The sequence below is a fragment of the Rhabdothermus arcticus genome (assembly GCF_055382915.1).
Genome location: NZ_AP043808.1, coordinates 1,173,745 through 1,198,568, shown reverse-complemented (window position 1 = coordinate 1,198,568; position 24,824 = coordinate 1,173,745). Strand labels below are relative to the sequence as shown.

22 protein-coding genes, 1 tRNA gene and 2 rRNA genes are annotated in these 24,824 nt (G+C 69.2%); 12 read left to right on the top strand and 13 right to left on the bottom strand.

All coding sequences use genetic code 11. From position 1 onward, the window contains the following. Nucleotides 1-1,065 carry a hypothetical protein gene (locus ACZ48Y_RS06255; RefSeq protein ID WP_464739630.1) on the top strand — a complete coding sequence of 355 codons (1,065 nt, stop codon included), beginning with the start codon at nt 1-3 and terminating at the stop codon, nt 1,063-1,065. Here the strand turns inward: ACZ48Y_RS06255 and hslO are convergent. The 4 genes from hslO to ACZ48Y_RS06235 all read right to left on the bottom strand — a co-directional run bounded on the left by hslO (nt 1,022) and on the right by ACZ48Y_RS06235 (nt 3,097). After that, a complete protein-coding gene (hslO, locus tag ACZ48Y_RS06250; protein ID WP_464739629.1) occupies nt 1,022-1,942 on the bottom strand; it encodes an Hsp33 family molecular chaperone HslO in 921 nt (306 codons plus the stop codon). The genes ACZ48Y_RS06255 and hslO overlap by 44 nt on opposite strands. Before the next feature lies 1 nt (nt 1,943). Next, nucleotides 1,944-2,444 (bottom strand): pantetheine-phosphate adenylyltransferase, encoded by a 501-nt coding sequence (coaD, locus tag ACZ48Y_RS06245; RefSeq protein WP_464739628.1) that lies wholly within the window; start codon nt 2,442-2,444, stop codon nt 1,944-1,946. A gap of 1 nt (nt 2,445) precedes the next feature. Continuing rightward, entirely contained in the window at nt 2,446-2,973 is a 528-nt protein-coding gene (locus tag ACZ48Y_RS06240; protein WP_464739627.1) for an RsmD family RNA methyltransferase, read from the bottom strand. A gap of 47 nt (nt 2,974-3,020) precedes the next feature. Next, nucleotides 3,021-3,097, bottom strand: a tRNA-Pro gene (locus tag ACZ48Y_RS06235). Nucleotides 3,098-3,159: 62 nt separating this feature from the next. Here ACZ48Y_RS06235 and ACZ48Y_RS06230 point away from each other — a divergent pair. After that, the gene (locus tag ACZ48Y_RS06230) at nt 3,160-4,017 is read left to right on the top strand and encodes a type I phosphomannose isomerase catalytic subunit (protein ID WP_464739626.1); all 858 of its coding nucleotides are present in this window, start codon (nt 3,160-3,162) and stop codon (nt 4,015-4,017) included. Here the strand turns inward: ACZ48Y_RS06230 and ACZ48Y_RS06225 are convergent. Next, complete coding sequence (locus tag ACZ48Y_RS06225) at nt 4,014-5,072, bottom strand: MFS transporter (RefSeq protein WP_464739625.1); 1,059 nt, start codon at nt 5,070-5,072, stop codon at nt 4,014-4,016. The two genes, ACZ48Y_RS06230 and ACZ48Y_RS06225, sit on opposite strands and share 4 nt — an antisense overlap. Nucleotides 5,073-5,332: 260 nt before the next feature. Between ACZ48Y_RS06225 and ACZ48Y_RS06220 the strand changes: the two genes are divergently transcribed. Both ACZ48Y_RS06220 and rrf read left to right on the top strand, forming a co-directional pair. Beyond that, nucleotides 5,333-8,266: ribosomal RNA gene (locus tag ACZ48Y_RS06220) — 23S ribosomal RNA — on the top strand. A gap of 102 nt (nt 8,267-8,368) precedes the next feature. After that, nucleotides 8,369-8,485: ribosomal RNA gene (gene rrf / locus ACZ48Y_RS06215) — 5S ribosomal RNA — on the top strand. 49 nt (nt 8,486-8,534) lie between these two features. Here the strand turns inward: rrf and ACZ48Y_RS06210 are convergent. Continuing rightward, the gene (locus ACZ48Y_RS06210) at nt 8,535-9,254 is read right to left on the bottom strand and encodes a zinc ribbon domain-containing protein (RefSeq protein ID WP_464739624.1); all 720 of its coding nucleotides are present in this window, start codon (nt 9,252-9,254) and stop codon (nt 8,535-8,537) included. Between the two features lie 67 nt (nt 9,255-9,321). Here ACZ48Y_RS06210 and dcd point away from each other — a divergent pair, with 67 nt between their 5' ends. Then, a complete protein-coding gene (gene dcd / locus ACZ48Y_RS06205) occupies nt 9,322-9,822 on the top strand; it encodes a dCTP deaminase (RefSeq protein WP_464742852.1) in 501 nt (166 codons plus the stop codon). Between the two features lie 7 nt (nt 9,823-9,829). Continuing rightward, nucleotides 9,830-10,402: a peptidylprolyl isomerase gene (locus tag ACZ48Y_RS06200; protein WP_464739623.1), complete on the top strand. Its 573-nt coding sequence runs from the start codon at nt 9,830-9,832 to the stop codon at nt 10,400-10,402. Between the two features lie 4 nt (nt 10,403-10,406). Here ACZ48Y_RS06200 and ACZ48Y_RS06195 read toward each other — a convergent pair whose 3' ends face one another. Both ACZ48Y_RS06195 and ACZ48Y_RS06190 read right to left on the bottom strand, forming a co-directional pair. Then, nucleotides 10,407-11,213, bottom strand: coding sequence for a S1/P1 nuclease (locus ACZ48Y_RS06195; protein ID WP_464739622.1), 807 nt, complete (start codon nt 11,211-11,213; stop codon nt 10,407-10,409). 10 nt (nt 11,214-11,223) lie between these two features. Then, on the bottom strand, nt 11,224-13,245 hold the full coding sequence (locus ACZ48Y_RS06190) for a molybdopterin-containing oxidoreductase family protein (protein WP_464739621.1): 2,022 nt from the start codon (nt 13,243-13,245) through the stop codon (nt 11,224-11,226). A 34-nt stretch (nt 13,246-13,279) separates the two neighbouring features. On the opposite strand from ACZ48Y_RS06190, the gene ACZ48Y_RS06185 reads away from it, so the two are divergent. From ACZ48Y_RS06185 to ACZ48Y_RS06175, 3 genes are read left to right on the top strand one after another with little or no spacing between them, the layout of a single operon-like run. Then, nucleotides 13,280-14,050, top strand: a complete 771-nt coding sequence (locus ACZ48Y_RS06185) for a M23 family metallopeptidase (protein WP_464739620.1) — start codon at nt 13,280-13,282, stop codon at nt 14,048-14,050. Then, nucleotides 14,047-16,182: a primosomal protein N' family DNA-binding protein gene (locus ACZ48Y_RS06180; RefSeq protein ID WP_464739619.1), complete on the top strand. Its 2,136-nt coding sequence runs from the start codon at nt 14,047-14,049 to the stop codon at nt 16,180-16,182. The genes ACZ48Y_RS06185 and ACZ48Y_RS06180 overlap by 4 nt, the downstream gene beginning before the upstream one ends. Then, complete coding sequence (locus tag ACZ48Y_RS06175) at nt 16,179-16,733, top strand: LysE family translocator (RefSeq protein ID WP_464739618.1); 555 nt, start codon at nt 16,179-16,181, stop codon at nt 16,731-16,733. The genes ACZ48Y_RS06180 and ACZ48Y_RS06175 overlap by 4 nt, the downstream gene beginning before the upstream one ends. Here the strand turns inward: ACZ48Y_RS06175 and ACZ48Y_RS06170 are convergent. The 5 genes from ACZ48Y_RS06170 to ACZ48Y_RS06150 form a co-directional block, all read right to left on the bottom strand. Next, nucleotides 16,714-17,235 (bottom strand): LabA-like NYN domain-containing protein, encoded by a 522-nt coding sequence (locus ACZ48Y_RS06170; RefSeq protein WP_464742850.1) that lies wholly within the window; start codon nt 17,233-17,235, stop codon nt 16,714-16,716. The two genes, ACZ48Y_RS06175 and ACZ48Y_RS06170, sit on opposite strands and share 20 nt — an antisense overlap. Nucleotides 17,236-17,307: 72 nt before the next feature. After that, a complete protein-coding gene (locus ACZ48Y_RS06165; RefSeq protein ID WP_464739617.1) occupies nt 17,308-18,381 on the bottom strand; it encodes a SpoIID/LytB domain-containing protein in 1,074 nt (357 codons plus the stop codon). Next, complete coding sequence (locus ACZ48Y_RS06160) at nt 18,378-19,001, bottom strand: Crp/Fnr family transcriptional regulator (RefSeq protein ID WP_464739616.1); 624 nt, start codon at nt 18,999-19,001, stop codon at nt 18,378-18,380. The genes ACZ48Y_RS06165 and ACZ48Y_RS06160 overlap by 4 nt, the downstream gene beginning before the upstream one ends. An 8-nt stretch (nt 19,002-19,009) precedes the next feature. Further along, on the bottom strand, nt 19,010-19,834 hold the full coding sequence (locus ACZ48Y_RS06155) for a 1,4-dihydroxy-6-naphthoate synthase (protein WP_464739615.1): 825 nt from the start codon (nt 19,832-19,834) through the stop codon (nt 19,010-19,012). 9 nt (nt 19,835-19,843) lie between these two features. Continuing rightward, entirely contained in the window at nt 19,844-20,431 is a 588-nt protein-coding gene (locus ACZ48Y_RS06150) for a TetR/AcrR family transcriptional regulator (protein ID WP_464739614.1), read from the bottom strand. An 80-nt stretch (nt 20,432-20,511) separates the two neighbouring features. Here ACZ48Y_RS06150 and ACZ48Y_RS06145 point away from each other — a divergent pair, with 80 nt between their 5' ends. From ACZ48Y_RS06145 to ACZ48Y_RS06135, 3 genes are read left to right on the top strand one after another with little or no spacing between them, the layout of a single operon-like run. Beyond that, nucleotides 20,512-22,755 (top strand): efflux RND transporter permease subunit, encoded by a 2,244-nt coding sequence (locus tag ACZ48Y_RS06145; RefSeq protein ID WP_464739613.1) that lies wholly within the window; start codon nt 20,512-20,514, stop codon nt 22,753-22,755. Beyond that, nucleotides 22,748-23,515: an outer membrane lipoprotein-sorting protein gene (locus tag ACZ48Y_RS06140; RefSeq protein WP_464739612.1), complete on the top strand. Its 768-nt coding sequence runs from the start codon at nt 22,748-22,750 to the stop codon at nt 23,513-23,515. The genes ACZ48Y_RS06145 and ACZ48Y_RS06140 overlap by 8 nt, the downstream gene beginning before the upstream one ends. A 10-nt stretch (nt 23,516-23,525) precedes the next feature. Next, entirely contained in the window at nt 23,526-24,734 is a 1,209-nt protein-coding gene (locus ACZ48Y_RS06135; RefSeq protein WP_464739611.1) for a hypothetical protein, read from the top strand. Nucleotides 24,735-24,824: the final 90 nt, after the last annotated feature.

Sequence of the window (24,824 nt, the reverse complement as noted above, 5' to 3'; positions counted from 1 at the left end):
GTGAAGGCGCGCGTCTTCCTCCTCGCTGGATCCGTCCTCCTCTTGTTGCTTGCGCTCTACGCCGGCCTGGTGCGCCTGGGGCTCGCTTGGCCTGGCGGGGCGCTGGCCCTTCGGCACGGCCCGCTAATGGCCGCGGCCTTCTTCGGGGCGCTGATCGCCCTGGAGCGCGCGGTGGGACTGGGCGAGGCCTGGACCTACCTGGCCCCCGGGCTGATGCTCGCCGGGGGCGCGTTGCTCCCTGTCCTTCCCGGGGCCGGGGCCTGGCTGCTCCTGATCGGGGCCTTCGTCTACGTCCTCGTCGCCGTGCACATCTACCGCCTGCAGCCCGCGGACTTCACCCTGGCGATGGGCCTGGGGGCGGGGTTGCTGCTTTTGGGCGACCTGGCCTGGGTGGCCGGGCGGATGGCCTGGGCGGCGCTTTTATGGGCCGGGTTCTTGGTGTTAATCGTCGCCGGGGAGCGGCTCGAGCTCTCCCGCTTCGTCCCCAAGCCGAGGGCGGCCTCCCAGCAGTTCTTAGCCGCTGAGGGGGGCTTGCTGCTCGGGCTTTTGGGCTATCCCCTCGCCGACGCCCTCTTTTCACGCCTCGTGAGTCTCGGGTTTTTGGCGTTGGCGCTCTGGCTCTTGCGCTACGACGTGGCCTGGGTCAACCTGCGCCGCGAGGGCGTTCACCGCTTCATGGGGCTCGCCCTCCTGACCGGCTACGCCTGGCTTTTGGTCGGCGGGGGGTTGCTTGTCGTCTTCGGCCTGCCCCCCGCAGGGTTCGTCTACGACGCGATCCTGCACGCGGTCTTCGTGGGCTTCGTCTTCGCCATGGTCTTCGGCCACGCCCCGGTGATCTTCCCCGCGGTGCTCCGGCTGCCGCTACGCTTCGATCCCCTGGCCTACGGCCCGCTTTGGCTCTTGCACCTGAGCCTCTTGGTCCGGCTGCTCGGGGACCTCGCCGCGCTCCCCGGCTTTCGCCTCTGGGGCGGGGTGGGAAACGCCGTTGCGATCCTGCTCTACTTCCTGGTCACCGCCCGGGTCAGCCTTCGCGGGCTTCGTTCGCCGAACCCGTCTCGGGGATGAGGGCGAGGACCTCCTCCGGTGTGAAGGTGTAGACCTCCCCGCACCAGCGGCAGACCACCTCAGCGCCCCCTTCCCGGGCCATCTCCTCGAGCTCTTCGGGTTTGAAAAAGCGCAGCGCGTCGCGGGCCTTCTCCCGGCTGCAGCGGCAGGCGAACTGCACCGGGAGCGCGTCCGGCAGGCCCACCGCCTCCCCTTCGAGCCGTTCGAAGCCAAGCCCCTCGAGCACCCGGCGCACCGCGCCCTCGAGCCCTTCCTTCAGGAGCAGCTCGGAAAACCCAGGGACCTGCTTCAGGTTGGCCTCGAGCCGATCGAGGACCTTTTCCTCGGTCCCGGGGAGGACCTGGACCACCATCCCCCCGGCGGCCTCGACGTGGCCGTCCGGGGCGACGCGCACCCCGAGGAGGACCGCGGAGGGGATCTGCTCGGAGGTCATCAGGTAGTAGGCGAGGTCCTCGGCGATCTCCCCGGAGACCAGGGGAACGCTGGAATCGTAGACCTCGCCGTTCGGAAGGCTGCGCATCACCCGGAGCTCTCCCTTACCGATCAGGCCGCCGACGTCGAGCTTACCCCGCGCGTTCGGGGGCAGGTCGGCTTCGGGGCGGTCGACGTAGCCCCGCACCCGGCCGTCCACCCCGGCCTCGGCGACGAGGTGGCCCAGGGGACCCTCGCCCTCGATCTTCAGGGTCACCCGCTCGCGGGGCGTCTTCGAGAGCAGGTAGGCGAGCAGCACCGCGCCGGTCAGCGCCCGCCCCAGCGCCGCGGTCGCGGTGGGGGAGAGGCCGTGGCGGCGGCGGGCTTCCTCGACGACGTCGGTGGTGTCGGCGGCGAGCACCCTAAGCTGGCCGCCGGCGGCGAGGCCCCGGATCAGGCGGCCCACCCTAGACCTCCGCTCCCCGGGCGGCGCCGAACTTCTCCCTTAGCGCCCGCGCCGCGGGCGGGGGGACGAAGCGGCTGACGTCGCCCCCGTAGCGGGCGATCTCCTTGACCATCGTCGAGGAAACGAAGGACCAGCGGGTGGCGGCGAGGATGAAGAGCGTCTCCACCTCGGGGTTGAGCTGGCGATTGAGGTGGGCCATCTGCAGCTCGTACTCGTAGTCGGAGACTGCGCGCAGGCCCTTGACGATGATCCGCGCGCCCTTCTTGCGCATGTACTCGGCGAGGAGGCCGCTGAAGGCCTCGACCTCGACGTTCGGCAGGTGGGCGGTCGAGGCCCGGATGATCTTCAGCCGCTCCTCGATGGTGAAGAGGTAGCGGTCTTTTTTCGCCGGGTTTTCCAGCACCGCCACCGTGACCCGGTCAAAGAGCCGGCTGGCGCGCTCGGCGACGTCGAGGTGGCCGTTGGTGAAGGGGTCGAAGCTGCCTGGGTAGACGGCGTGCATCTCATGCCTCCGCGGGGACCAGGGTGAGGGCGTTCTTGCCGTAGACGCGGCGTTCGCCGAAGGGCAGGGCGAGCTCCTTGGGGTGCTGCAGGATCATCAGCCCTCCGGGGACGACGATCCCGGCTTCCAGGAGGCGTTCGAAGGCCTCGACGACGTCGATCGGGTAGGGCGGGGCCATGAAGGCGACGTCGTAGCGCTCACCCTGCCGCTTGGCTCCTTCGAGGAAGCGCTCGACCGAGGTGGGCACGACCCGCGCCGGGAGCCGGGTCTTGAGGAGGTTTTGACGCAAGAGGCGCACCGCTTCCCGGTCGCGCTCGACCAAGGTGGCCTCCCAGCCCTCGCTTGCGGCCTCGAGCCCCACCGCGCCGCTGCCCGCGTAGAGGTCCAAAAACCGTCCCGGCCGGGGGTAGCGGCTTCTCAGGTGGTCGAAGAGCGCCTTCCTGAGCCGGACCGGGCTCGGCCGCGCCGAGGCCGGCACTGCAAGCGGCACCCCCTTCGCCCTGCCCCCGAGGATACGCGGCCGTCCCATCGCTCCCTAGCCTACCAGAAAGTGAAAAAGGCCCCGGAGGGCCTTTTTGGTCGGGGAGAGAGGATTCGAACCTCCGACCCCCTCGTCCCGAACGAGGTGCGCTACCAGGCTGCGCTACTCCCCGACGCAGCAACCCTAAGTTTAGCCCGGCACCCTGGGGCTGTCAATTTGCCCTAGGCTGGGGGCATGGACGCACCGCTTTGGCTCTCGCCGCGCCTGGTGCCCCGGATCTGGGGCGGGCGCGCCCTCGCCGAGCGCTTTGGGGCTTCCTCCCCGGAGCCAATCGGGGAGGCTTGGCTGGTCTACGACGACAACCTCGTCGAGCGCGGCCCCTTCGCCGGTCGGCCGCTTAAGGAGGTGATCGCTGAGCTGGGGCCGGGGTTTTTGGGCGCGCGGGGGGCGGTCCAGTTTCCCCACTTCCCCCTCCTCGTCAAGCTGATCGAGGCTCAAAGCTGGCTCAGCGTGCAGGTGCACCCGGACGACGCCTACGCCAAACGCCACGAGGCCGCGACCGGCTATACCGGCAAGAGCGAGGCCTGGGTGGTCCTTTCCGCCGAGCCGGGGGCCGAGATCGTCTACGGGGTCAAGGAGGCGGTGGACCCGCAGACCTTCGCCGAGGCCGCGCGCTCGGGGGCGGTGCTCGAGCTCTTGAACGTCGTTCCGGTGGCGCCGGGAGAGGTGATCTACGTCCCCGCCGGGGTGATCCACGCCCTGGGCCCGGGGGTGGTGGTGCTCGAGGTCCAGCAGCGCTCGGACCTCACCTACCGCATCTACGACTACGGCCGCGGCCGCCCGTTGCACCTCAAAAAGGCGCTCGAGGTGGCCCGGCTCGTCCCCACCCCGCCGAAGAGGGCCCGCCTGGCCCCGGGGGTCTTTTTGGAAACCCCCCACTTCACCCTGGCCCAGGTCGAGGCCTTTGCCGAAGCCCCCGCAGAAAGCGCGGCGGCGCTCGCGCCCCTCGCGGCCGGCATGCCTGGCGGGGTGCTCGGGGCCGGGCGGCGCGCCGAGCTGGACGCAGGCCCCTGGGTCCTGGCCTGGGTTTAAAGCCTGGCCGCCCGGCGGGCCAGGACCAGGGCCAGGCCCACGACCCCGAGCAAGCCCCCCATTGCCCCGCCGAACCCCAGGGCCAGAAAAGGCGGGTAGACCAGGCCCGCCAGCGCGCCCCCGAGGTAGTAGGCGGCGACGTAGGTCCCGCTCACCCCGGCCCCGAGGCGCCCGGCGAGCGTCGCCGCCACCGCCTGGGCGGCGAAGACGCCAAAGAGCATCAGGGCGAACCCAAGGCCCACCGCGGCCACCGGCCCGAGCATCAGGAGGACCCCTAGCCCCGCGGCCAGGAGCCCCGCCGAGAGCGCCCAGCGCTCGCCCTTGCGCTCGGCGGCGAGTCCCCCCAGGGTGGAACCGGCGATCCCCGTCGCGTAGGCGGCGAAAAAGAGGCCGATCGCCCCCTCGCCGAACCCCAGGGCCTTGAGCCGGTAGGGGAGGAGGTTCGCGGCGAAGAGGTTGGTGAGGAGCAGGCTCCCCCCCAGGGCGTAGAGGGGGAGGGCGGAGCGCGCGTAGCGGGGCGGAGAGAGCCGCACCCGGCTGCGGTCGCCGAAAAAGGCCGGGGCCAGCATCAAAGCCGGCAGGCTGAGGGCCAAAAGGGCGGTGCCGACGCCAAAGCGCTCGGCGATCAGGCCCGCGAGCACCCGCCCCAGCGTTCCCCCGACGGCGTTGCCCGCGACCATCAGCCCGCCGTAGGCGCGGTGCCGGCCGGGGAAGAGCTGGGGCAAGAGGGCGAACCCGATCCCTGGCACCGCGGCCAGCGCCGCCCCCTGGAAAAAGCGCAAGAGCGCCCAGAGCCAGAGCGCGGGGGCGAGGGCCCCCAGGACGCCAAAGAGCCCGACCCCGAACATCCCCGCCCCCAGGATCCAGCCCGCGGGGAGGCGGAGCCTGGGGTAGAGCGGGGAGAAGAGGACCAGAGCGAAAAGGGGCAGGGCCATCCCCACCCCCGCGGCGCCGGCCGGGGCCGCAAACCGGGCCTCGAGCGCGGGCAAAAGCGGCTGTGGGGCATAGAGCGCGGAAAAGAGCGCGACCCCGGAGAGGAGCAAGGCCAGGCGCATGTCCCCAGTCTGTCACCCGGGGTTTGGGGAGACCGACGGTGCGACGTGGCCGAGCTGGTGCGGCTTTTGGAGGTTTTCCCTGCCGTCGTCGAGGCCGTCCTCACCACCCAGGTGGAGATGGAGGCGCGCTAGCCCCCTTGACAGCCCTTTACTCGTTTGGTATCTTAGCTTTTGCGCCACTGAGGTGGCGGGGGACCATGAAAAGCGGGCCAAGCGAGTAGCGCGAAGTGTCTTGGGCTTTTTACACGTGGAGTGTGGAAGGTCAAGGTAGTAAGGGCGCACGGTGGATGCCTCGGCACCCGAGCCGATGAAGGACGTGGCTACCTGCGAAAAGCCAGGGGGAGCCGGTAGCGGGCGTTGATCCCTGGATGTCCGAATGGGGGAACCCGGCCGGTGGGGACACCGGTCACCGCTGTGTATGCAGCGGGGGGAACCTGGGGAACTGAAACATCTAAGTACCCAGAGGAGAGGAAAGAGAGATCGACTCCCTGAGTAGCGGCGAGCGAAAGGGGAAGAGCCTAAACCGGGGTGCTTGCACCCCGGGGTTGGTGGGGCGTGTCCTGGGCGAAGCCCGGGGAGTGAGCAATCCCTGGTCTAGCCGAATCCTGCTGGGAAGGGGAGCCAGAGAAGGTGAAAGCCCTGTAGGCGAAAGGCCAGGGACTCTCTGGGGCACGACCCCGAGTACCCTGTGGTTCGTGGAGCCATGGGGGAATCTGGGCGGACCACCGCCCAAGGCTAAGTACTCCGGGTGACCGATAGCGAACCAGTACCGTGAGGGAAAGGTGAAAAGAACCCCGGGAGGGGAGTGAAAGAGAACCTGAAACCGTGCGCTTACAAGCAATCACGGCCCCACGCCTGCGCGCGAGCGCGGGGAGGGGTTGTGGTGTGCCTATTGAAGCATGAGCCGGCGACTTGCGGTCACTGGCGAGGTTAAGCCGGGAGGCGAAGCCGAAGGGAAACCGAGTCCGAAGAGGGCGTAGAGTCAGTGGTCGCAGACCCGAAACCAGGCGAGCTAGCCCTGGCCAGGCTGAAGCTGGGGTGACACCCAGTGGAGGGCCGAACCGGTAGGGGATGAAAACCCTTCGGATGAGCTGGGGTTAGGAGTGAAAAGCTAACCGAGCCTGGAGATAGCTGGTTCTCCCCGAAATGACTTTAGGGTCAGCCTCAAGCGGCAACTCAGGCCTGTAAAGCACTGCTAGGGCTAGGGGGCCCACCAGCCTACCAAACCCTGGCAAACTCAGAAGGGTCTGAGTGGAGGCTTGGGAGTGAGGGCACGAGCGATAACGTCCGTGTCCGAGCGCGGGAACAACCGAGACCGCCAGCTAAGGTCCCGAAGCTAGGCTAAGTGGGAAAGGATGTGGGGCTGCTGAGACAGCCAGGATGTTGGCTTAGAAGCAGCCATCATTTAAAGAGTGCGTAATAGCTCACTGGTCGAGTGGCCCCGCGCCGAAAATGAACGGGGCTTAAGCCTAGCACCGAAGCTGCGGGTGCGACGGGAAGCCGTTGCGCGGTAGGGGAGCGTTCCCGAGGCCAATGAAGGCAGACCGCGAGGGCTGCTGGAGGCAAGGGAAGTGCGAATGCCGGCATGAGTAACGATAAGTGGGGTGAGAATCCCCACCGCCGAAAGCCCAAGGGTTCCTACGCAACGGTCGTCGGCGTAGGGTTAGGCGGGACCTAAGGCGTAGCCGAGAGGCGAAGCCGAAAGGGCAGCCGGTTAATATTCCGGCCCCACTCCACTGGAGCGATGGGGGGACGCCCTAGGCTAGGCGGAGCGGAGCTATGGCTAAGCCCGTTGGCCAGCGGGGGGTGCAGGGTAGGCAAATCCGCCCTGCGGGAGCCCGCCGCTGGTCGGGAAGCCCCGAGAGGGGTGACAAGCCGCTGAAGCCAGGGGGCCGAGAAAAGCCTCTAAGCGATGAAGGTGGAGTGCCCGTACCGCAAACCGACACAGGTGGGCGGGTGTAAGAGCACCAAGGCGCGCGGGAGAACCCTCGCCAAGGAACTCTGCAAAATGGCCCCGTAACTTCGGGAGAAGGGGTGCTCTCCGGGGTGATGAGCCCTGGGGAGCCGCAGTGAACAGGTCCTGGCGACTGTTTACCAAAAACACAGCTCTCTGCGAACACGTAAGTGGACGTATAGGGAGCGACGCTTGCCCGGTGCCGGAAGGTCAAGGGGAGGGGTGCGAGCCCCGAACCGAAGCCCCGGTGAACGGCGGCCGTAACTATAACGGTCCTAAGGTAGCGAAATTCCTTGTCGGGTAAGTTCCGACCTGCACGAAAAGCGTAACGACCGGGACGCTGTCTCGGCGAGGGACCCGGTGAAATTGAACTGGCCGTGAAGATGCGGCCTACCCGTGGCAGGACGAAAAGACCCCGTGGAGCTTTACTGCAGCCTGGCGTTGGTCTTTGGGCACGCCTGTGTAGGATAGGTGGGAGGCTAGGAACCACCCTCGCCAGGGGGTGGGGAGCCGCCGGTGAAATACCACCCTGGCGTGTTCGGAGATCTAACCCCTTTTAGGGGGACAGCGCTTGGTGGGCAGTTTGACTGGGGCGGTCGCCTCCTAAAGCGTAACGGAGGCGCCCAAAGGTTCCCTCAGGCGGGACGGAAATCCGCCGGAGAGCGCAAGGGTAGAAGGGAGCCTAACAGCGAGGCCTACAAGCCGAGCTGGGACGAAAGTCGGGCCTAGTGAACCGGTGGTTCTGTGTGGAAGGGCCATCGATCAACGGATAAAAGTTACCCCGGGGATAACAGGCTGATCGCCCCCGAGCGTCCACAGCGGCGGGGCGGATTGGCACCTCGATGTCGGCTCGTCACATCCTGGGGCTGAAGAAGGTCCCAAGGGTTGGGCTGTTCGCCCATTAAAGTGGCACGCGAGCTGGGTTCAGAACGTCGTGAGACAGTTCGGTCTCTATCCGCCACGGGCGCAGGAGTCTTGAGGGGGTCTGCTCCTAGTACGAGAGGACCGGAGTGGACGCACCACTGGTGTCCCTGCTGTCCCACCCGGGGCATAAGCAGGGTAGCCATGTGCGGGAGGGATAACCGCTGAAAGCATCTAAGCGGGAAGCCTGCCCCGAGATGAGGACTCCCACAGGGCAACCTGGTAAGGACCCCGGAAGAGAACCGGGTAGATAGGCCGGGGGTGGAAGCCCCGCGAGGGGTGAAGCCGACCGGTCCTAATCGTCCGAGGCCTTGACCTTGAGGAGAGATTGCGAGGCGCTTTGTGCGCGCTTGGCCCGCTGAGGTTCCCTGCCACCGGGGTGGTGGCGCGGGAAGCATGAAAGCGAAAAACATGAGATTCCCCCCGTGCCCATAGCGGCGTGGAACCACCCGATCCCATCCCGAACTCGGAAGTGAAACGCGCCAGCGCCGATGGTACTAGGCGGGCAGCCGCCTGGGAGCGTAGGTCGGTGCGGGGGGATTTTCCTTAAAACACCAACGCCGCGCATCGCGCGGCGTTTTTTTCGTTTAGTCGCGGTAGAGGATGCGGCCGCAGGAGGGACAGCGCACCACCTGGCGCCCCTGGTAGACCTTCTGGGCCACGTGGGTGGGGAGCTGCACCCGGCAGGCCTCGCAACGGAAGGTCTCCTTGACCTTGATCATGCGCGCGATCCCCACCCCGCGGCGGGCCCGGCGCACGACCTGGTACTCGCGGAGCACCGCGGCCGGGACCTGCTTGGCCCGGGCCTCGCGCTCGGCGAGCTTCGCTTCGTAGGTCGCTTTGAGGGCGGCGACGCGCTCGGCGTTCTCCGCCTCCAGGGCCTCGAGCTTGGGCTTGAGCTCGGCGAGCTCGGTCTCCAGGGCCTTGATCTCCGCCTCGAGCCGCTCGATCTCCTCGACCAGGGGAAGGGTGAGCTCGGTCAGCTCGTCGATCCGGGTGGCCAGCTGCTGGATGCGGTTTTCGTACTGGGTGGCCTCGCGGCTCGAGGTCGCGCTCATCTGTTCCTCCTGGGCCTTGCGCTTTTTCGCGGTGAGGTCCTTGAGCTCCAGATCGTTTTGCTCGTACTCCCGCTGCACCCGGTGCAGGCGCTGCTTGAGGTCCATCAGCGCCTCGATGCGGGCGTCCCAGCGGGCTTTGAGCTCGGAGAGCTCGGGCGGCACGCGGTCGATCTCTTCCTTGAGGTGGTCGAGTTCGAGGTCCTTTTCCTGAAGCTGGGCGAGTTCTTTTAAGGCGGCCGCGACGTCCACGCCCTTTATCCTAACCTACGTGAGCCTGCTGAACGATCGAGCGATCCGCGAACTGGCCCGGGCCGGGATGATCGAGCCCTTCGAGGAGCGCCTGGTGCGCGAGGGGGTAATCAGCTACGGGCTGTCCTCGTTTGGCTACGACCTGCGGGCGGCCCCGGAGTGGAAGGTCTTCACCGACGTCTTCGGGGCCGTCGTCGATCCCAAGCGGTTCGACGATCGGGCCTTCGTTTCCATCGAGGCCGACGCGGTCCTCATCCCCCCGAACTCGTTCGCCCTGACCCGGTCGGTCGAGTACCTGCGCATGCCCGAGGACGTCCTCGGGGTGGCGCTGGGGAAGTCGACCTACGCCCGCTGCGGGATCGTGGTCAACGTCACCCCCCTCGAGCCCGGCTGGGAGGGGCACGTGACCCTGGAGATCTCCAACACCACCCCGCTCCCGGCCAAGGTCTACGCCAACGAGGGGATCGTGCAGATCCTCTTTTTTAAGGGCGAGCGCCCGGAGACGACCTACAAGGACCGCCAGGGCAAGTACCAGGGGCAGCGGGGGATCACCCTGCCCAGGCTATAGTGGGCCCATGCGCGTGGCCCTGATCGCTTTGTTCGCCCTGGCCCTAGGAGGAAGCATGAAGCAGCTGCCCTACCTCAGCGAGAAGCCGATCCGCCGCTTCGAGAAACCGGAGGTGGTCACCGACCCCAAGGCCTGCGACTACTTCGCGGAGCTCGAGACCTCCAAGGGGAAGGTGATGATCGACCTCCTGGAAGAGTCCGCCCCGATCACCGTCAACTCCTTCGTCTTCTTGGCCTTGAACCGCTTCTTCGACGGGGTGCGCTGGCACCGGGTGGTGCCCGGCTTCGTCGCCCAAAGCGGCGACCCCACCGGCACCGGGACCGGCGAGGCGGGGTATTCGTTCGGCCTGGAGATCGACGAGAAGCTGGCCTACGACGCCCCGGGATGGGTGGGGATGGCCCGCACCCAGGACCCCAACTCGAACTCCTCGCAATTCTTCATCACCCTCGCCCCGGCGCCGCACCTCACCGGGAAGTACACGATCTTCGGCAAGGTGGTCGAGGGGATGGACGTGGTGCAGCGGCTCACCACCGAGGACACGATCAAGACCGTCCGAATCTACTGCAAGGAAAAGCCGTAGCCGGCTAGCGGCCGGCCTCCTCCCAGGCGCGCAGGTAGAGCGCGGCCAGCCGCCGCGCCGCGCGGTTGATCTGCACCCGGGCGGTGAGGCCGAAGGGGCTTTCCCAAAGGGTCTGGTAGTAGCGCCGGTCGAACGCCGAGTAGAGCCGCTTGACCCGCCAGAGCGCCTCGTTCAGGAAAGGGACCAGCGGGTGGTCCTCGCGGATCACGGCGAAGGCCAGGTGAAGGGCGTCGTCCCTGGCCGGAGCGGCGGTCTTCGGCCAAAAGTCGCGGGCCTCGTCCCAGTAGGCCTCGATGATCGTGGACTCGAAGAGGGCGTGGATGCCGCCGTTGAGCCAGGACTGGCCATCGAAGTCGGTGGTGGTGTGGAAGGGCTGGTGGGCGTCCCCGAGGTAGTGGGAGAGGTCGCCGGCGGCCTTGATGAAGGCCGCCTCGTCGTCCTCGCGGAGGGCTCGGACCAGGGCCTGGTAGCTCTCCTCGATGGCCCAGGGAAGGATCCCTCCCTGTTCCAGGGTGGCCTCGCCAAAGCGCGAGCGTGCCTCTTCGATCGACATTGGGAAGTGGGGGAAGGGCCAGGGCTCGTAGCGCTCGGCCTCCCAGTAGTGGCGAAAGGCCTCGCCGGGGGTGTGGCTCTTTCGCCGATCGGGGTCGTTGGCCGCGAGCTCAAGGGCCTTGAGGTGGGCGGCGAAGTAGGCCCTGGCGGGGCCCGGGGGGAGGTTTCGGATCGCGTAGGCGGTGATCAGCTCGTGGCCCTTGGGGCCCCAGGCGAGGGCCAGGCCGAGGAGGAGCAAGAGCGATGCGGCGCGTTTCACGAGAGGCATTCTACGCCGGGTGGATGCGGACCCAGGCCTCGTTGAAGCTTGAGCCCTGGCCGAGGTCGGTCGGTCGGTCCGGGGTGAGCAGGTTGTTGGGCTGGTGATCGGGGGTGGAGAGGGCGTCCCAGACCCCCTCCATCACCAGCACCCCAGGGGCGGTGCGGCGGCTGACGCGCACCCGCCGCCGCAGCTGGCCCTGGTCGTTCTCCAGGATCGCGTAGGCCCCGTCCCGAAGGCCCTCGCGGGCGGCGTCCTGGGGGTGGACGAGCACCCAGGGTTCGCCTCCCTCGGCGGCGCGCAAGGCCTCGACGCGGTTGAAGGAGGTGTTGAGGAGGTGGTGCGCGGGCGGGGTCATCAGCCGGTAGGGCCAGCGCGCAGGTGGGGTGAAGGTCCGGGGGTTGGGGGCGAAGAGCTGGATCGGCCGGCCGTCGGGCCGGCCCTCGGCGTAGGGGAGGAAGGGCGCCGGCAGGCGCAGCTTGAGGTGGCCCTGGGCCTTGAGGGCCTCGAAGGTGATCCCGTGGAAGAAGGGGTGATCGGTGTCCAAGAGCTCCTTGGCCCAGCGCTCGGCGTCGAAGTAGAGCGTCGGGGCCTCGAGGTCCAGCCGGCGCGCGAGCTCGGCGAAGACCCAGGTGTTTGGCCGGGCCTCGCCCGGGGGCGGGGCCACCGGTTCGGACCAGCTCAGGTGGTAGTGGCCGTAGGCGGTGTAGAGGTCGGGGTGCTCGAGGGGGTGGGTCGCGGGCAGGAGGAAGTCCGCGTAGCGCGCGGTGTCGGTGAGCTGGTTCTCCAGGACGATGGTGGTCAGGTCCTCGCGGGCCAGGCCCTCGCGGACCAGGCCGGCGCGGGGCACCGCGGCGGCGGGGTTGGCGTTGAAGACGAAGAGCATCCTGATTGGCGGGTCCTTGGCCTCGGTCAGGGCGCGCCCGAGCTGGATCTGGTTGACGTGGCGGGCGTAGGGGTTTGGGCGGAAATACCCCTTTGGCCGGTGGCCGCGCCAGAAGTGAAGCCCCTCCAGCCGCCGCTTGTTGAGCTGAAAGCCGCCGCTCGTCGAGAGCAGGGCCCCCCCGCCCCGGTGGCGCCAGCTGCCGAGGACCACCGGGAGCATCAGCACCGCCGCCAGGGCGTGGCCGCCGCCGGCGTGCCGGGTCATCCCGTAGCCCACCCGGAAGAGCTGGGGCGCCCCTTCGGCAAGGGCCTCGGCGAAGGCCTGAAGCTGGCCTTCGGGGACGCCGGTCACCGCCGCGGCCTGCGCCGGGGACCAGGCCCGGGCGGCCTCGAAGAGCGCCTCGTGGCCCTCAGTGTGGGCCTCGAGGTAGGCCCAGTCCACCGCGCCGAGCTCCAAGAAGCGGGCGATCAACGCCAGGGCCAAGGCCGCGTCGGTCCCCGGGCGCACCCGCAGGAAGGCGTCGGCAAAGCGCGTCGTTTTGTTCTCGTAGACGTCGACCGCGAAGACCTTTGCCCCCCGCCGGCGGGCAGCCTTCAAGAAGGGGACCAGGTGGGTGTTGGTGGACAGGACGTTGGCCCCCCAGAGGACGATCGTCTTGGCGTGGGGCAGGTCCTCGGGGTCGACCCCGAGCTTGGCGGGGCCGTAGACCGCGGCCCAGGCCGCCTCCCCGGCGGCGGAGCAGATCGTCTCGTCGAGCTCGGTGGCCCCGATCGCGCGAAAGAACCCCAGCGGCGCGCGGCCCTCGACCAGGCCCATCGTCCCGGCGTAGTTGTAGCGGAGGACCGCCTCGCCCCCGAAGGCGTCGAGGGTTCGGCGCAGCCGCCCGGCGATCTCGTCGAGGGCCGCCTCCCAGGTGACGCGCTCGAACCGTCCCTCGCCCTTGGCCCCGACCCGGCGCATCGGATGGCGGGGGCGGTCGGGGTGGGCAAGGCGCTCGGGGTAGCGGGTGGTCTTGGCGCAGGCGAAGCCCCGGGTCGTGGGGTGGTGGGGATCCCCGCCGACCCGGACCAGGCGCCCCTCGACCACCTCGGCCACCAGCCGGCAGGCGTCGGGGCAGTCCTGGGGGCAGCTGAAGGCCTTTCGCATGGCCCCAGTTTAGGCCCTCGGTAGAATGGCGGACGTGATCCGCGTCCTCTTCGCGCTCGCGGTGCTGGGCCTGGCGCTGGCCGCGGAGGGGGTCCGGCTCCGGCCGGAGGAGGCGGTCCAGGGCCGGCCGTTTTGGGTCTACCTCGACGCTTCGCTGCCCTTCGTCACCTACCTTGGAAGGCGGGCCCCGGTGATCGCCGGCCGGGCGCTGGTCCCGGTGCCCCTCGACGCGCCGGTGGGGCGCTGGCGGCTCTGGTTGGCGGACGGGCGCCACCTGACGCTGCCCTTGCGCCCCGGGCGTTACGGCGCGCGGCGCATCGCGTTGCCCCAAAAGGCGGCCTTTTTGGCCCCCAAGGTGCAGGCGGCGGCGAAGGCGGCGCTCGAGGCGGCCTGCGCGCAGAGGGGTGGCCGGCTTTTGGGTCCCTGGCGCTGGCCGCTTTCGGCGCCGGTGAGCGCGCCTTTCGGGGAGCATCGGGACTACGGGCGCCGCGAGGGGGTCCACACCGGGGTGGACCTCGCGGCGCCCGCGGGCACCCCGGTGGGGGCCGCGGCGCCGGGCATGGTGACCTTGGCCGGGCCACTCGGCCCCTGGGGAAACGCGGTCGTCCTCTCCCACGGCCGGGGGGTCTGCAGCCTGTACGGCCACCTCCGGCGGATCGCGGTGCGGCCCGGGGCGGTGCTTGGGACCGGCGACCGCGTCGGCTGGGTGGGCTCGACCGGCTACAGCAGCGGCCCCCACCTGCACTTCGAGGTCCGCGTTTTGGGCGTGCCTCAGGCGCCGGACTTCTTCTTGGGGGCGCGATGAAAGCCCTCTTGGTGGCCCTGCCTCTGCCGATCGGGCCGCTCTCCTACCTTCCCCCCTTCGGCGAGGGGGTGCGGCTTGGGGCCCGGGTCGTCGTGCCCTTTCGCCGCGGGCTGCGGGTCGGGCTGGTCGTCGGGGAGGAGGAGGCCCGGCGCGCCCACGCCCTCAAGGGGGCGATCGGCTACCTCGATGGGCAGCCGTTCCTCACCCCCGAAGGGGTGGCCCGGCTCTGGCGCGCCGCCGAGTTCCTCTTCGCCCCGCTGGGCCTGGTCGTCGCGGACTTTTTGCCCTTCATCGAAGGGCCCTTCGTGCATCAGGTGCGCCTGGTGCCGGGGGCGCGGGTGCCCGAGGGCTGGGAGGGGGCGCCCTCGGCGTGGCGGGACGCCAAACGCGTGCCGGCGGCGCTGCTCTCGGACCTCAGGGCCGGCGGGGTGCTGGAGGAGCGCGTCGTCGAGGCGACGCCCCAAAAGCGCGTCCTGCGTCCGGTGCGTCCGCCCGAGCCGGGCCTCAGCCCTCAGGCCCAGGCCGCCCTCACCACCCTGCTGGCCCTCGGCGAGGTCGAGAGCCAGGCCGAGCTGGCGCGCAAGGCGGGGGTGGGAGCGAGCGCGGTGCGCACCCTGATCCGGAAGGGCTACGTCGAGGTCACCGAGCGGCCCGCGCCTCCCGTGCCGCCGCCGCTGGAGGCGCGCCCCCTTGCCCCCCGGGTGCCCCCCTTCGCGCCGGATCGGATCAACGGCGGGCGGTTTCACGAGCGGCTCGCGGTCTTGAAGGGGATGATGCAGGAGGGGCCGCACCTGGTGCTCTTTCCCGAGGGGACGCTCCTCGAGCGGGCCGCGGCCTACCTTCCCGAAGCGGTGCGCTTTTTCGGAGGGTTTTCCCCGGAGCTCAGGCGGGCGCTCTGGCGGCCTTGGAACAAGAGCGTCCTGGGGAGCTTCCAGGCCCTCTTTTTCCCCGAGGCCTTCCACCGGGTGGTGGTCGTCGAGGAGGCCAGCGACGCCCACAAGCTGGCCTCGGGGAGCCGGGCCTTCTTGCCAGCCCTGGCCGAGGCCCTCTTCGACCGGGTCACCTACCTCTCCGCCGCGCCCACCGCGCGGGCGTGCTACGTCGCGAAGCATCCCCTGACGCTGCGGCCGGTCCCGGTCCGCGGCCGGGTGCGCCCGCACCCGAAGCGGGTCGGGTTTTCCGGGGAGGCCCTGGCGCTGATCCGTCAGGCGCTCGAGAACGGCCGCCAGGTCCTGGTGATGGCCGCGCGCAAGGGCTACGCGGCGCGGCTGGTCTGCCAGGCCTGCGGCTACGAGCCGGACTGCCCGAACTGCGCGCTGCCCTTGCGCTACCACAAGGACGGCAAGGGGGGGCGGCTGGTCTGCCATCAGTGCGGCCACGTCGCCCCCGCGCCGGCGCGCTGCCCGAACTGCGGGAGCGAGCTCTTGCTGGCCCGGGGTCCGGGGCTCGACTGGATCGCCGAGGACCTCGAGCGCCGCTTCTTTGAGGTGCCGGTGGGCAGGCTCTTTTCCGGAGGGGCCTTTGGCCTCGAGGCCCTGCGCGAAGGGACCCCGGGGATCCTGGTGGCCACGACCCGGGTGCTGCGCCACAACCCCCTGACCAACCTGGCCCTGATCTACTTCCCTTGGGTCGAGGGCTTCCTTCCGGCCTCGGACTTCCGCGCCGCCGAGGGGCTCTTTGCCCTCCTCTGGCAGCTGGCGGAGCTCGATCCGAGCAAGAACCCCTTCTTCTACCTCGAGGCCTACCACCCCGAGCATCCCGCGCTCCAGGGGTTCTTGGCACGGGACCTCGAGGGCTTTCCCAACGCCGAGCTGGCGCTCCGTCAGGCGCTCGGCTACCCGCCGGTGGTGCGCATGCTCAAGGTCGAGGTCAGCCACCCCTTGGAAGGGGTCGCCGCCGAGGCTGCGCACCGGCTCGCGGAGCAGCTTTCGCCGATCGCCGAGGCCGGCGAGCTGCTCGGTCCGGCCCCGGCGCCGGTCCCCCGGGTTCGGGGGCGCTACGTCTGGCACCTGCTCCTCAAGGGCAGGGACGAGGCGCGGCTGAAGGCCCTGGTCCAGGCCTTCGGCGACGCCCGCCCCGCGCGGATGCGCCTGGACCCGGACCCGATCGGCTTTTGGGGGCTTTTGGAATGATCGAGGCGTTCTGGCTCGGATGCTCGCTGGGGCTCGGCGCGGGGCTCAGCCCCGGACCGATGCTCGCCCTGGTGCTCAGGGAGAGCCTGACCCACGGGCCCTGGGCGGGGGCGCGGGCGGCGATGGCGCCGCTGATCTCCGATGGCCCCATCGTGCTCTTGGCCTGGCTCTTTGCCCGCCACCTGGACCCCGCGGCGTTTCGCTGGCAGGGGCGCTTTGCGTCTTTTTGGCTCGTCTACCTCGGTGCCCGGGGGCTCGCCTCCCCACCCGACGCGCCTAGGCGTCCCCCCAGCGGGTTGAAGGACGCGGTGGTCACCAACCTCCTCAACCCCCACGTCTACCTCTTCTGGCTCGTCGTCGGGGTGCCCGTCCTGGGGCGGCTGGGGGCGGCCGCGCCGGCCTTCCTCTTGGGGTTTTACCTGAGCCTGGTCGGGGCCAAGGTGGCGGTGGCCTTCGGGGCCGGCCGTTTCGCCAGCGCGCGATGGACCCGGCTCGCCGACCTCTTGCTGCTCCTGGCCGGGGCCTGGCTCTTCATTCGCTCGTGGCCTTGAGCTCTTCCCAGGGGAAGTCGTCGAGGGCGTAGAAGCGGTCCGCCTGCTGTGCCAGGCGGTAGGAGGAGAGGGCATGGAAGGTGGTGTTCTCGATCTGCATCCCCATGTCCTGGATCACCCGCACCACCTCGACGAAGTCGCCGTCGCCGGAGACCAGAATCCCCACGTCGTAGGCCCGGGCGTAGGCCAGCTTGAGCATGTCCACCGCCATCTGGATGTCCACGCCCTTCTCGACGAAGCCCTCGCCGCGGCGCTCCAGCCGGCCCAGGCGAACGGAGACGTAGGGGACCCGCTTGAGGTAGTTGAGAAAGCTCTGATGCGGCTTCGCCGCCGGGTCCTCCGGAGGCAGGGGGGCGTTGTAATAGTAGGCGCGCAAGAGCCTTCGCCCGGCGACCAGCATCTCAATGAACCGCACGAAGTTCAGGCGGTAGTCCGGTGCGACCTCGCTGACGAGGCCTTTATAAAGATTGGAACCGTCGATGAATATCGCGACCTTTTCCATCATACCCCCGCGCCTGCGGGCCCTTTCTGCCCTTCAGCCTATACCCTCTCATCAAGGCTTAGCAAGGGGTCATCAGCGTCGGGCCTGAATCACGTAGGGCGCGATCTCGGTGCCCGGGAAGTAATGGCCGAGCAGCTCGCGCCAGGTGTAGCCCCGCTCGGCAAGCCCCCGGGCCCCCCACTGGGAGAGGCCCACCCCGTGGCCGGCGCCGCGGCCGACGAACGTCGTCCCCCCCTCGACCCAGGCCAGGGTGGAGGGGAGGCCCAGGGCGCGCAAGAAGCGGGTGGCCTCGGGTCCTTCGAAGCGGGCAAGGAGGCTTGCCCCGGTCACGCTGAGGGCGGCGATCCGCCCGGAGGGGCTTCGTTGAAGGACGGCGAAGCGAAACGGGCCGGGATCCTGGGTCTTGAGCGCACGGGCGATGGCCTCGGGGCTCGGGGTCAGGCGCCAGGGCTGCTTTTTGGTGTAGGGATCGGGGCGGCTGACGAGGTAGGGGAAGGCCCGTCCCCAGACCTCGAGGGCAGCCGCGGTCTGCCCGCCGGAGTCGGCGTGATAGAGGGCCTTCGCGGGCCGCCCCTGGTAGGCCAGGAGGCGCCCTTTGGTGGCCTCGATCGCGGCCTCGTAGCGGGGGTTGACCGCCACCAGCCCGAGGTAGACCTGGCAGTTGGCGTCGGCGCAGAGGTCGTAGTCCGGGTCCTGGTTGAGGTGGGCCAGGGCATAGGTGCGCGCGAGGACCGCCTGGGCCTTGAGCGCCTCAAGAGGAAAGCTCGCGGGCATCTCTCCGGGCAGGACGCCGCGGAGGTAGGCCTCGAGGTCCACCACGTTGATCAGCCAGAGCTGCTGATCGCGCACGAGGACCCGTAAGAACCCCGGGTAGCGGCGGCCCAGGACGCGAAACGCCCCCTGCTGGGGCACCAGGGAGAGGGGGGTGGGCTGGCGCCGGCCGTCGAGGTAGAGGGCGCCGTCTTCGTAGGTCAGGCGGTAGGTCGCTTCGTGGTTCAGGGCGCCGAGCTGGCCGTAGGGGCCAAAGACGCGGTGCGGGCCCTCCAGGGTGACCGTAAAGGCCGGGCCGGTCGCGAGCTTGACCCGCACCTCGGGCCCGGCCAGAGCCAGGGTGAGGAGGAAGAGGAGGCCAACGCCCCACCTCATCGCCCCAGTCTCCGCTTCAGCTCGTTGGGCTTTTGCACCACGATGCGCCGGTAGCCGAGCTCGAGCACCTCCTCCAGGGCCAGCGCCCCGAGCAGACGGGTCACGGTCTCCCGGCTGCTGCCCACGATGCGGGCCAGGTCGTTGTGGGAAAGACGCACCTCGAGCCCGGCCGGGCCTTCCTCCATCAGCGCGTAGAGGAGCGCGTAGAGCCGCTGGGGGACGTCCTCGTAGCGCAGGGCCCGCAGCCGGGCCTGACTGCGGGAAAGCCGCTGGGCGAGCGCCTGGGCCCACCACGCCGCGGTCTTTGGATCCTCGGCTAGGGCTTGGCGCACGGCCCGGGCCGGGGCCACCCGGTAGCGCGCCGGGGTCAGGGCCTCGGCGTAGAGGCCATAGGCGGGGACGTGGCGGCGGAACTTCTTCAGCGCCAGCTCGCCGAACGGGTGGCCGGGTTCGACGATGTCCAGGGTGTGCTCGCGGTCGGCGTCGTCGAGGGCGAAGAGGCGGACCCAGCCCTCATCGAGCCAGAAGACCCGGTCCGCGGGCTCGCTGGCGCGGAAGATCAACCGCCCCCGGCGGGCCCGTTTGGCCTCGAAGAGGTCCCACGCCTCGCCCGGTGCCATCGCTCCTATTATGCGCGGGCGCCCACCCGCCAGGGGGCGTCGCTGACCGGGGCCAGGCCTGCCTTTTGCATTCGGGAAAAGAGCGCCTCGACCGCGCGCACCCCCTCGTCCCCCAAGCCCAGGGAGAAGTCGTTGACGTAGGTCTCAATGTGGGCCTGGATGACCGCGTCCTCGAGCTCTTGGGCGTGGGCCTTGATGTAGGGCCAGGCCGCCTCCGGGTGGGCCCTGGCGTAGGCCAGGCTGGCCCGTACCGCGTCGTCGAGGGTCCTGGCCCGGGCCGGATCGAGGTCCCTGCGAACCGCGATCAGGCCCAGGGGCAGGGGCAGGCCGGTCGTCTCCTCCCACCACGTGCCGAGGTCCAAGAGCCGGGTCAGCCCGTGGCGGGGATAGACGAAGCGGGACTCGTGGATGATCAGCCCGAGGTCCACCTCACCGCGGGCCACCGCGGGCATGATCTCGCTGTAGACCATGGGAACCGGGGTGAAGGACCGCTCCCCCATGAAGAGGCGGAAGAGCGTGAAGGCGGTGGTCTCCTCCCCGGGGTGGGCGACCCGGGCACCGGCGAAGGGGCGCGGCTTCTTGGCCACCACCAGCGGCCCCACCCCCCGGCCCAGGGCGCCCCCGCTCTCCAGCGCCAGGTAGCGGTCGCGGACGCGAGCGAAGGCCGCGTAGCTGAGCTTGGTCGCCGGCAGGCGGCCGGCCTTGGCCCAGGCGTTGAGGGTCTCGATGTCGGCGAGGACCGGCTGGACGGGCTCGGGGTAGGGGACCTTCCCGTGCACCAGGGCGTAGAAGATGAAGGTGTCGTTGGGGCAGGGGGAGAAGCCGAGCTGCATGCCCCCACTCTACCGGGCGGTGCCGTGGAGGAAGAGCTCGGCGATCGGCCGGGCGTCCTCGGCCCCGGTGGTCTCCGGCTCGAAGAAGTCGCGCACGGTGACCGAGAAGAGCAGGTTCAAAAAGTACTCGGCGAGCGCCTCGGGCGCGCCGGCCTTGGCCTGGCCCCGGGTCTGGCCGTGGGCGATGGCCCGGGCCACGGCCTTCACCAGGGCGCGCTTTTTCTCCCGCAGCCGCTCGTCGCGCAGCAGGCCGGGCAGGCCGGTGGCGGTGTAGAGGGCGCGGAAAAAGCCCCGGTTCTCCTTTTGGAAGGCCACCCCGGCCTCGGCTAGGGCCTCGATCGTCGTCGCGTAGTCCCCGAGGGGGACGGCCTCGAGCCGGGCCTTCAAGGCCTCGATCTTCTGCTCGATCAGCGCCTTGAGGATCGCCTCCTTGTCCTTGAAGTAGTTGTAGAGGGCGACCCGGGAGAGGAGGGCGGCCTCGGCGATCTCCTCCATCGTTGCCTTGGGGTAGCCTTTGGCCTCGAAGACCCGCATCGCGGCCTCGAGGATCTCCTCCTCGCGGCGCTGGCGGCGGGCGGCTTGGCGGGCCGTCGTCATCGGCTCCATTATAGCGAACTTTTGTCAACGCGATAAGTTTATTGACAAAGTGTAAACCCTGCTCTAGGGTAGGGCTTGGTATGGAACCGCTGAGCCGCTACGCCACGCGCCACCCCTGGCAGGTGATCCTGGTCTTCTTGGCGCTCACCCTGGGGCTGGGCGCGGGGATGCGTCACCTGGCCTTCGACAACTCGCCGGAGTCCTTCGTGCCCCCGGACCTTCCGGCGAAGCGCCTGCTGGACGAGGTACGCGAGACCTTCGGCGGGGGCGACGTGGCCTTCGCCGCGCTCGAGGGCGAGGTCTGGACCGTTCCCCACCTGAAGGCTTTGCGCGCGTTGAACGACGCCCTCAGCGAAATCGAGGGGGTCAACCGGGTCACCAGCCTGGCCAACGCCAAGCGCATGGAGGAGGTGGCCGGGGATCTGGTGATCGAGGACCTCCTCCCCGAGGACCTGACCCCCGAGGTGATTCCCGAGATTCGCGCCTACGTCGACGCCCATCCCCTTTACGGGGGGCGGCTGGTGAGCCGCGACGGGCGCTACGCGGCGGTGATCCTCGAGGTCGACCCCAAGAGCGACATGCGCGCCCTGAACCGGGCGATCCTCAAGACCCTCAAGGCCCACTGGGACGGCCCGGTCTACCTCGCCGGCACCCCGGCGCTCTCCGGCTACATCCTGGACACCCTGCAGCGGGACCTGCCCCGGCAGATGCTGCTCGCGGCGTTGATCATCGGTCTCGTTCTCTATTTCAACTTCAAAAGCGGGCGCGGGGTCTTCCTCCCGCTGTTGACCGTGAGCGTGGCCTTGATCTGGGCGCTGGGGCTCGGTGGCTGGTTGGGGTTCAAGCTGGGCACGATTAGCTCGATCCTCCCGGTGGTCGTGCTGGCGGTGGGGAGCTCGTTCACCCTGCACATCCTGAACCGCTTCTATCACGAGCTGGCCCACGGCGAGGCCCGTCAGAAGGCGATCGCCTTGGCGGTGCGGGAAACCGGCCTCGGGGTGCTGGTCAGCGCGCTCGCCGCGGGCGCGGGGCTCGCCGCGCTCTACACCTCGAGCATCCCCCAGATCAAGTTCTTCGGCGTGCTGGCGGCGTTCGGGGTGTTCGTCGCCTTCCTCGCGGCGACGCTCTTGGCCCCGGCGGTGCTGGCGCTCTTGCGAAACCCCCGGCGGGTGATGGATCCCGAGCGCCCGGATCCGATCAGCCGGGCGATGCTGGCCCTGGCCGCCTTCGTCAAGGCGCGGCGGCGGGAGGTGTTGCTCGTCGCGCTGGCCTTCTTCCTCTTGATGGTCTTCTTCGCCACCCGGGTTCAGGTCGAGACCAGCTTCATCGCCTACTTCCCAAAGGACGCCCCGCCCCGGGTGGCGACCGAGCTGATCGACCGCGTCTTCGGCGGTACCGACACGCTCAACGTGGTGGTGCGGGGCAACCTCAAGGACCCCGAGCTGATACGGGCGATCTACGCCTTCGAGGAAGCCGCGAAGGGGCTTCCCGAGGTCGGTAGCGCGATCTCGATCGCGGACATCCTGCGCGAGCTGCACAAGGCCCTGACCGGGACCTACGGGTTCCCCGACACCGAGGAGGGGATCGCCCAGGAGCTCTTGCTCTACCAGTTCTCCGGCGATCCCGAGGACCTCGCTCAGTTCATCACCGAGGACGCCAGCGCCGCCCAGATCCAGATCCAGGTCAAGAGCCTCCCCTCGACCCGGATGAAGGCCCTTACCGACCGCCTCACCGCGATGGCCAAGGAGACGATCGGCCCCCACGCGGAGGCGGTCGCGTTCACCGGGACCACGGTGCTGATGCTCGAGGTCATGCGCCTCATCCTCCACGACCAGTACGTCTCTTTGATCCTGGCCCTGATCCTGGTGGCCTTCTTCAACGCCCTGTTGCTGCGCTCGCTGCGGGTGGGGGGGATCAGCGTGCTGCCCCTCGGCCTGACGATTGCCGGCCAGTTCGGCCTGATGGGGGCGCTGGGCCTGCCCCTGGACACCGCAACCGCGCTGATCGCGGCGATCGCGATTGGCGTCGGCGACTACTCGGTGCACATCATCGTGCGCTACCTCGAGGAGCTGCGCAAGGGCGAGGCCCCGGAGGCCGCGGCCACCACCAGCCTCTTCGTCTCCGGGCGGGCGGTCTTCTTCACCGCGCTGGCGATCGGCGGCGGCTTCATGGCGCTCTTGTTGTCGGGCTTCGCCCCGATCCAGACCTTCGCCAAGCTCATGGGGTTTACGGTGAGCGCCACCGCGCTCTTTGCGCTCACCGTGCTGCCTGCGGCGCTCTTGCTCTGGGTGCGTCGCTACGGAAAGGAGGTTGGTCATGGGTAAGCAAGGTTGGTTGGGCATCGTGACGGTACTGGCGCTGGGCTTGGCCCTGGCGATCAGCGGCGACGAGGTGATGCGTCGGGTCGAGGCTCATCCCACGCCGAAGACCCTGCACGGCGTGATGGAGATGCGGCTCATCAACAAGTCGGGCAAGGTCCTGACCCGGAAGCTCGAGCTCTGGCAGAAGAAGGCCGGCGAGGAGGAGAAGATGCTGATCAAGTTCCTGGCCCCTGCGGACGTCAAGGGGACCGCCTTCCTCGTCGTTCGCAAGGGAGACCGGGAGGAGATGAAGCTCTACCTCCCCGCCCTCAAGCGCGTCCGCCGCATCTCCGCGAGCCAGAAGAAGGGCGCCTTCATGGGCTCGGACTTCACCTACGAGGACATCAGCAAGCTCGGGGCGCTCAAGACCGAGGATTACAAGAACACCCTCCTCGGCGAGGACACCCTGGACGGCAAGCCGGTCTACGTCGTCGAGGCGGTGCCCAAGCCGGGGGTGGACACGATCTACGACAAGCTCGTGATCTGGGTCTGGAAGGAGAAGTTCCACCCCTTGAAGGTGGTCTTCTATCAGCGTCAGAAGAAGCTCAAGGAGATGACCCTCTCCGACTATCAGGCCTTCGCCGGCGGCAAGTACGAGCTGCCCACCCGGCTCTTGATGGTCAACCTCAAGACCCGGCACAAGACCGAGCTCTTGCAGACCGGGCTCGAGGTCGACGTCGAGATCCCCGACACGGTCTTCACCGAGCGCTTCATGAAACGCTAGGGAGGTGACGATGAAACGCTTTGGAAGCTGGTTGCTGGTGTTGGTCCTGGGCCTCGGCCTGGCCCAGGAGCTCGCCTGGTCGGGCAAGCTGGAGAGCGGGTTCGGGCTGCGGGCGTCGGACCTCGGCCTGGACGCGGTCCACACCCGCTTCACCCTGAAGGGCCGCTACGCCCTGGACGACGCCGAGTTCAACGCGGCCCTCATCGCGGAGCCCCAGGGGGTGCGCCTGGGGGAGGCCAGCGCCACCCTCTACCTCGACGCTTTGGACCTGACGTTCGGGCGGATCGTGGTGGCCACCGGCCGCACCGACCTCTTCTCCCCGCTCGACGCCTTCAACCCCAAGGACCTCAGCGATCCCCTGGCCGATCCCGAAGCCCTGAAACAGCCGGTCTTCGGGCTCGCGCTCAGCGCCTACCCGGACGACGTCACCACCGTCACCGCGCTCTTTGCGCCGGTCTTCGTCCCCTCGACCCCTCCGTCCGGGGCCTGGGCACGGGCCACGACGCCGCCCCCGGGGGTGATCGAGCTCGCCCAGACGCAGCCCGAGCCGCGGCTTGAGAACGCGGTCGTCGGCCTGCGCGCGACGACCAGCCTGGACGTCTTGGAGGGGCTGGACCTGGGCGTTAGCGCGATCTACACCTTCGCGCCCTTCCCCCTCCCGGATCGGCTCGTCTACCTCGCGGACCGGGACGACGATGCCAACCCCCAAAACGGGCCCTACCGGTTGGTCCTCGCCCACCCCCGCGAGCTGGTCGTCGGCGGGGACTTCGCCCTGGTCTTCTCCATTCCCGACCTGGCCGAAGGGCTGATCCTGCGCGGCGAGGGGGCCTACCTGGCCCTGCCCGGGCCGGACCCGGCGGATCCCCTGACCGCGGTGCGCCCCGGGGCCTCCGCGGAAGGGGTGCTCGAGCTCGAGTACACCTTCCCCGACGGCCCCACCGCCACCCTGCTCTATGACCTGCGCGGGAAGAATGCCTGGACCCATCGCCTGGGCGGCCTTCTGCGCCACGAGCTCGACGAGCGCACCACCTTCGAGGGGGCGGCGCTCTTGAACCTCAGCGACGGCTCGGGCCTGATCCGCCCTGCCCTGCGCTACACCTTCGCCGACGGCGTCGAGGGCTGGGCCCAGGTCGCCTACTTCTTTGGCGATCCGGACAGCGAGTTCGGGGCCTGGCGGGAGAACAGCCAGCTACGGCTGGGGCTGGACGTTAGCTTCTGAGCCTCCAAGGTCCCCCTGCCGCGGCGCGCGTCGCGGCAGGGGGTCGTTCATGGCAGCCATAATCATTTTGAAAACACATAAAAACCGAGC

What these genes read in the sequence shown, in the direction of transcription:
- coaD (WP_464739628.1), bottom strand. Translation starts at nt 2,444, where the DNA reads ATGCACGCCGTCTACCCAGGCAGCTTCGACCCCTTCACCAACGGCCAC.
- ACZ48Y_RS06240 (WP_464739627.1), bottom strand. Translation starts at nt 2,973, where the DNA reads ATGGGACGGCCGCGTATCCTCGGGGGCAGGGCGAAGGGGGTGCCGCTT.
- ACZ48Y_RS06230 (WP_464739626.1), top strand. Translation starts at nt 3,160, where the DNA reads ATGGACGCACCGCTTTGGCTCTCGCCGCGCCTGGTGCCCCGGATCTGG.
- ACZ48Y_RS06225 (WP_464739625.1), bottom strand. Translation starts at nt 5,072, where the DNA reads ATGCGCCTGGCCTTGCTCCTCTCCGGGGTCGCGCTCTTTTCCGCGCTC.
- dcd (WP_464742852.1), top strand. Translation starts at nt 9,322, where the DNA reads ATGATCGAGCCCTTCGAGGAGCGCCTGGTGCGCGAGGGGGTAATCAGC.
- ACZ48Y_RS06200 (WP_464739623.1), top strand. Translation starts at nt 9,830, where the DNA reads ATGCGCGTGGCCCTGATCGCTTTGTTCGCCCTGGCCCTAGGAGGAAGC.
- ACZ48Y_RS06190 (WP_464739621.1), bottom strand. Translation starts at nt 13,245, where the DNA reads ATGCGAAAGGCCTTCAGCTGCCCCCAGGACTGCCCCGACGCCTGCCGG.
- ACZ48Y_RS06180 (WP_464739619.1), top strand. Translation starts at nt 14,047, where the DNA reads ATGAAAGCCCTCTTGGTGGCCCTGCCTCTGCCGATCGGGCCGCTCTCC.
- ACZ48Y_RS06175 (WP_464739618.1), top strand. Translation starts at nt 16,179, where the DNA reads ATGATCGAGGCGTTCTGGCTCGGATGCTCGCTGGGGCTCGGCGCGGGG.
- ACZ48Y_RS06170 (WP_464742850.1), bottom strand. Translation starts at nt 17,235, where the DNA reads ATGGAAAAGGTCGCGATATTCATCGACGGTTCCAATCTTTATAAAGGC.
- ACZ48Y_RS06165 (WP_464739617.1), bottom strand. Translation starts at nt 18,381, where the DNA reads ATGAGGTGGGGCGTTGGCCTCCTCTTCCTCCTCACCCTGGCTCTGGCC.
- ACZ48Y_RS06160 (WP_464739616.1), bottom strand. Translation starts at nt 19,001, where the DNA reads ATGGCACCGGGCGAGGCGTGGGACCTCTTCGAGGCCAAACGGGCCCGC.
- ACZ48Y_RS06155 (WP_464739615.1), bottom strand. Translation starts at nt 19,834, where the DNA reads ATGCAGCTCGGCTTCTCCCCCTGCCCCAACGACACCTTCATCTTCTAC.
- ACZ48Y_RS06150 (WP_464739614.1), bottom strand. Translation starts at nt 20,431, where the DNA reads ATGACGACGGCCCGCCAAGCCGCCCGCCGCCAGCGCCGCGAGGAGGAG.
- ACZ48Y_RS06145 (WP_464739613.1), top strand. Translation starts at nt 20,512, where the DNA reads ATGGAACCGCTGAGCCGCTACGCCACGCGCCACCCCTGGCAGGTGATC.
- ACZ48Y_RS06140 (WP_464739612.1), top strand. Translation starts at nt 22,748, where the DNA reads ATGGGTAAGCAAGGTTGGTTGGGCATCGTGACGGTACTGGCGCTGGGC.
- ACZ48Y_RS06135 (WP_464739611.1), top strand. Translation starts at nt 23,526, where the DNA reads ATGAAACGCTTTGGAAGCTGGTTGCTGGTGTTGGTCCTGGGCCTCGGC.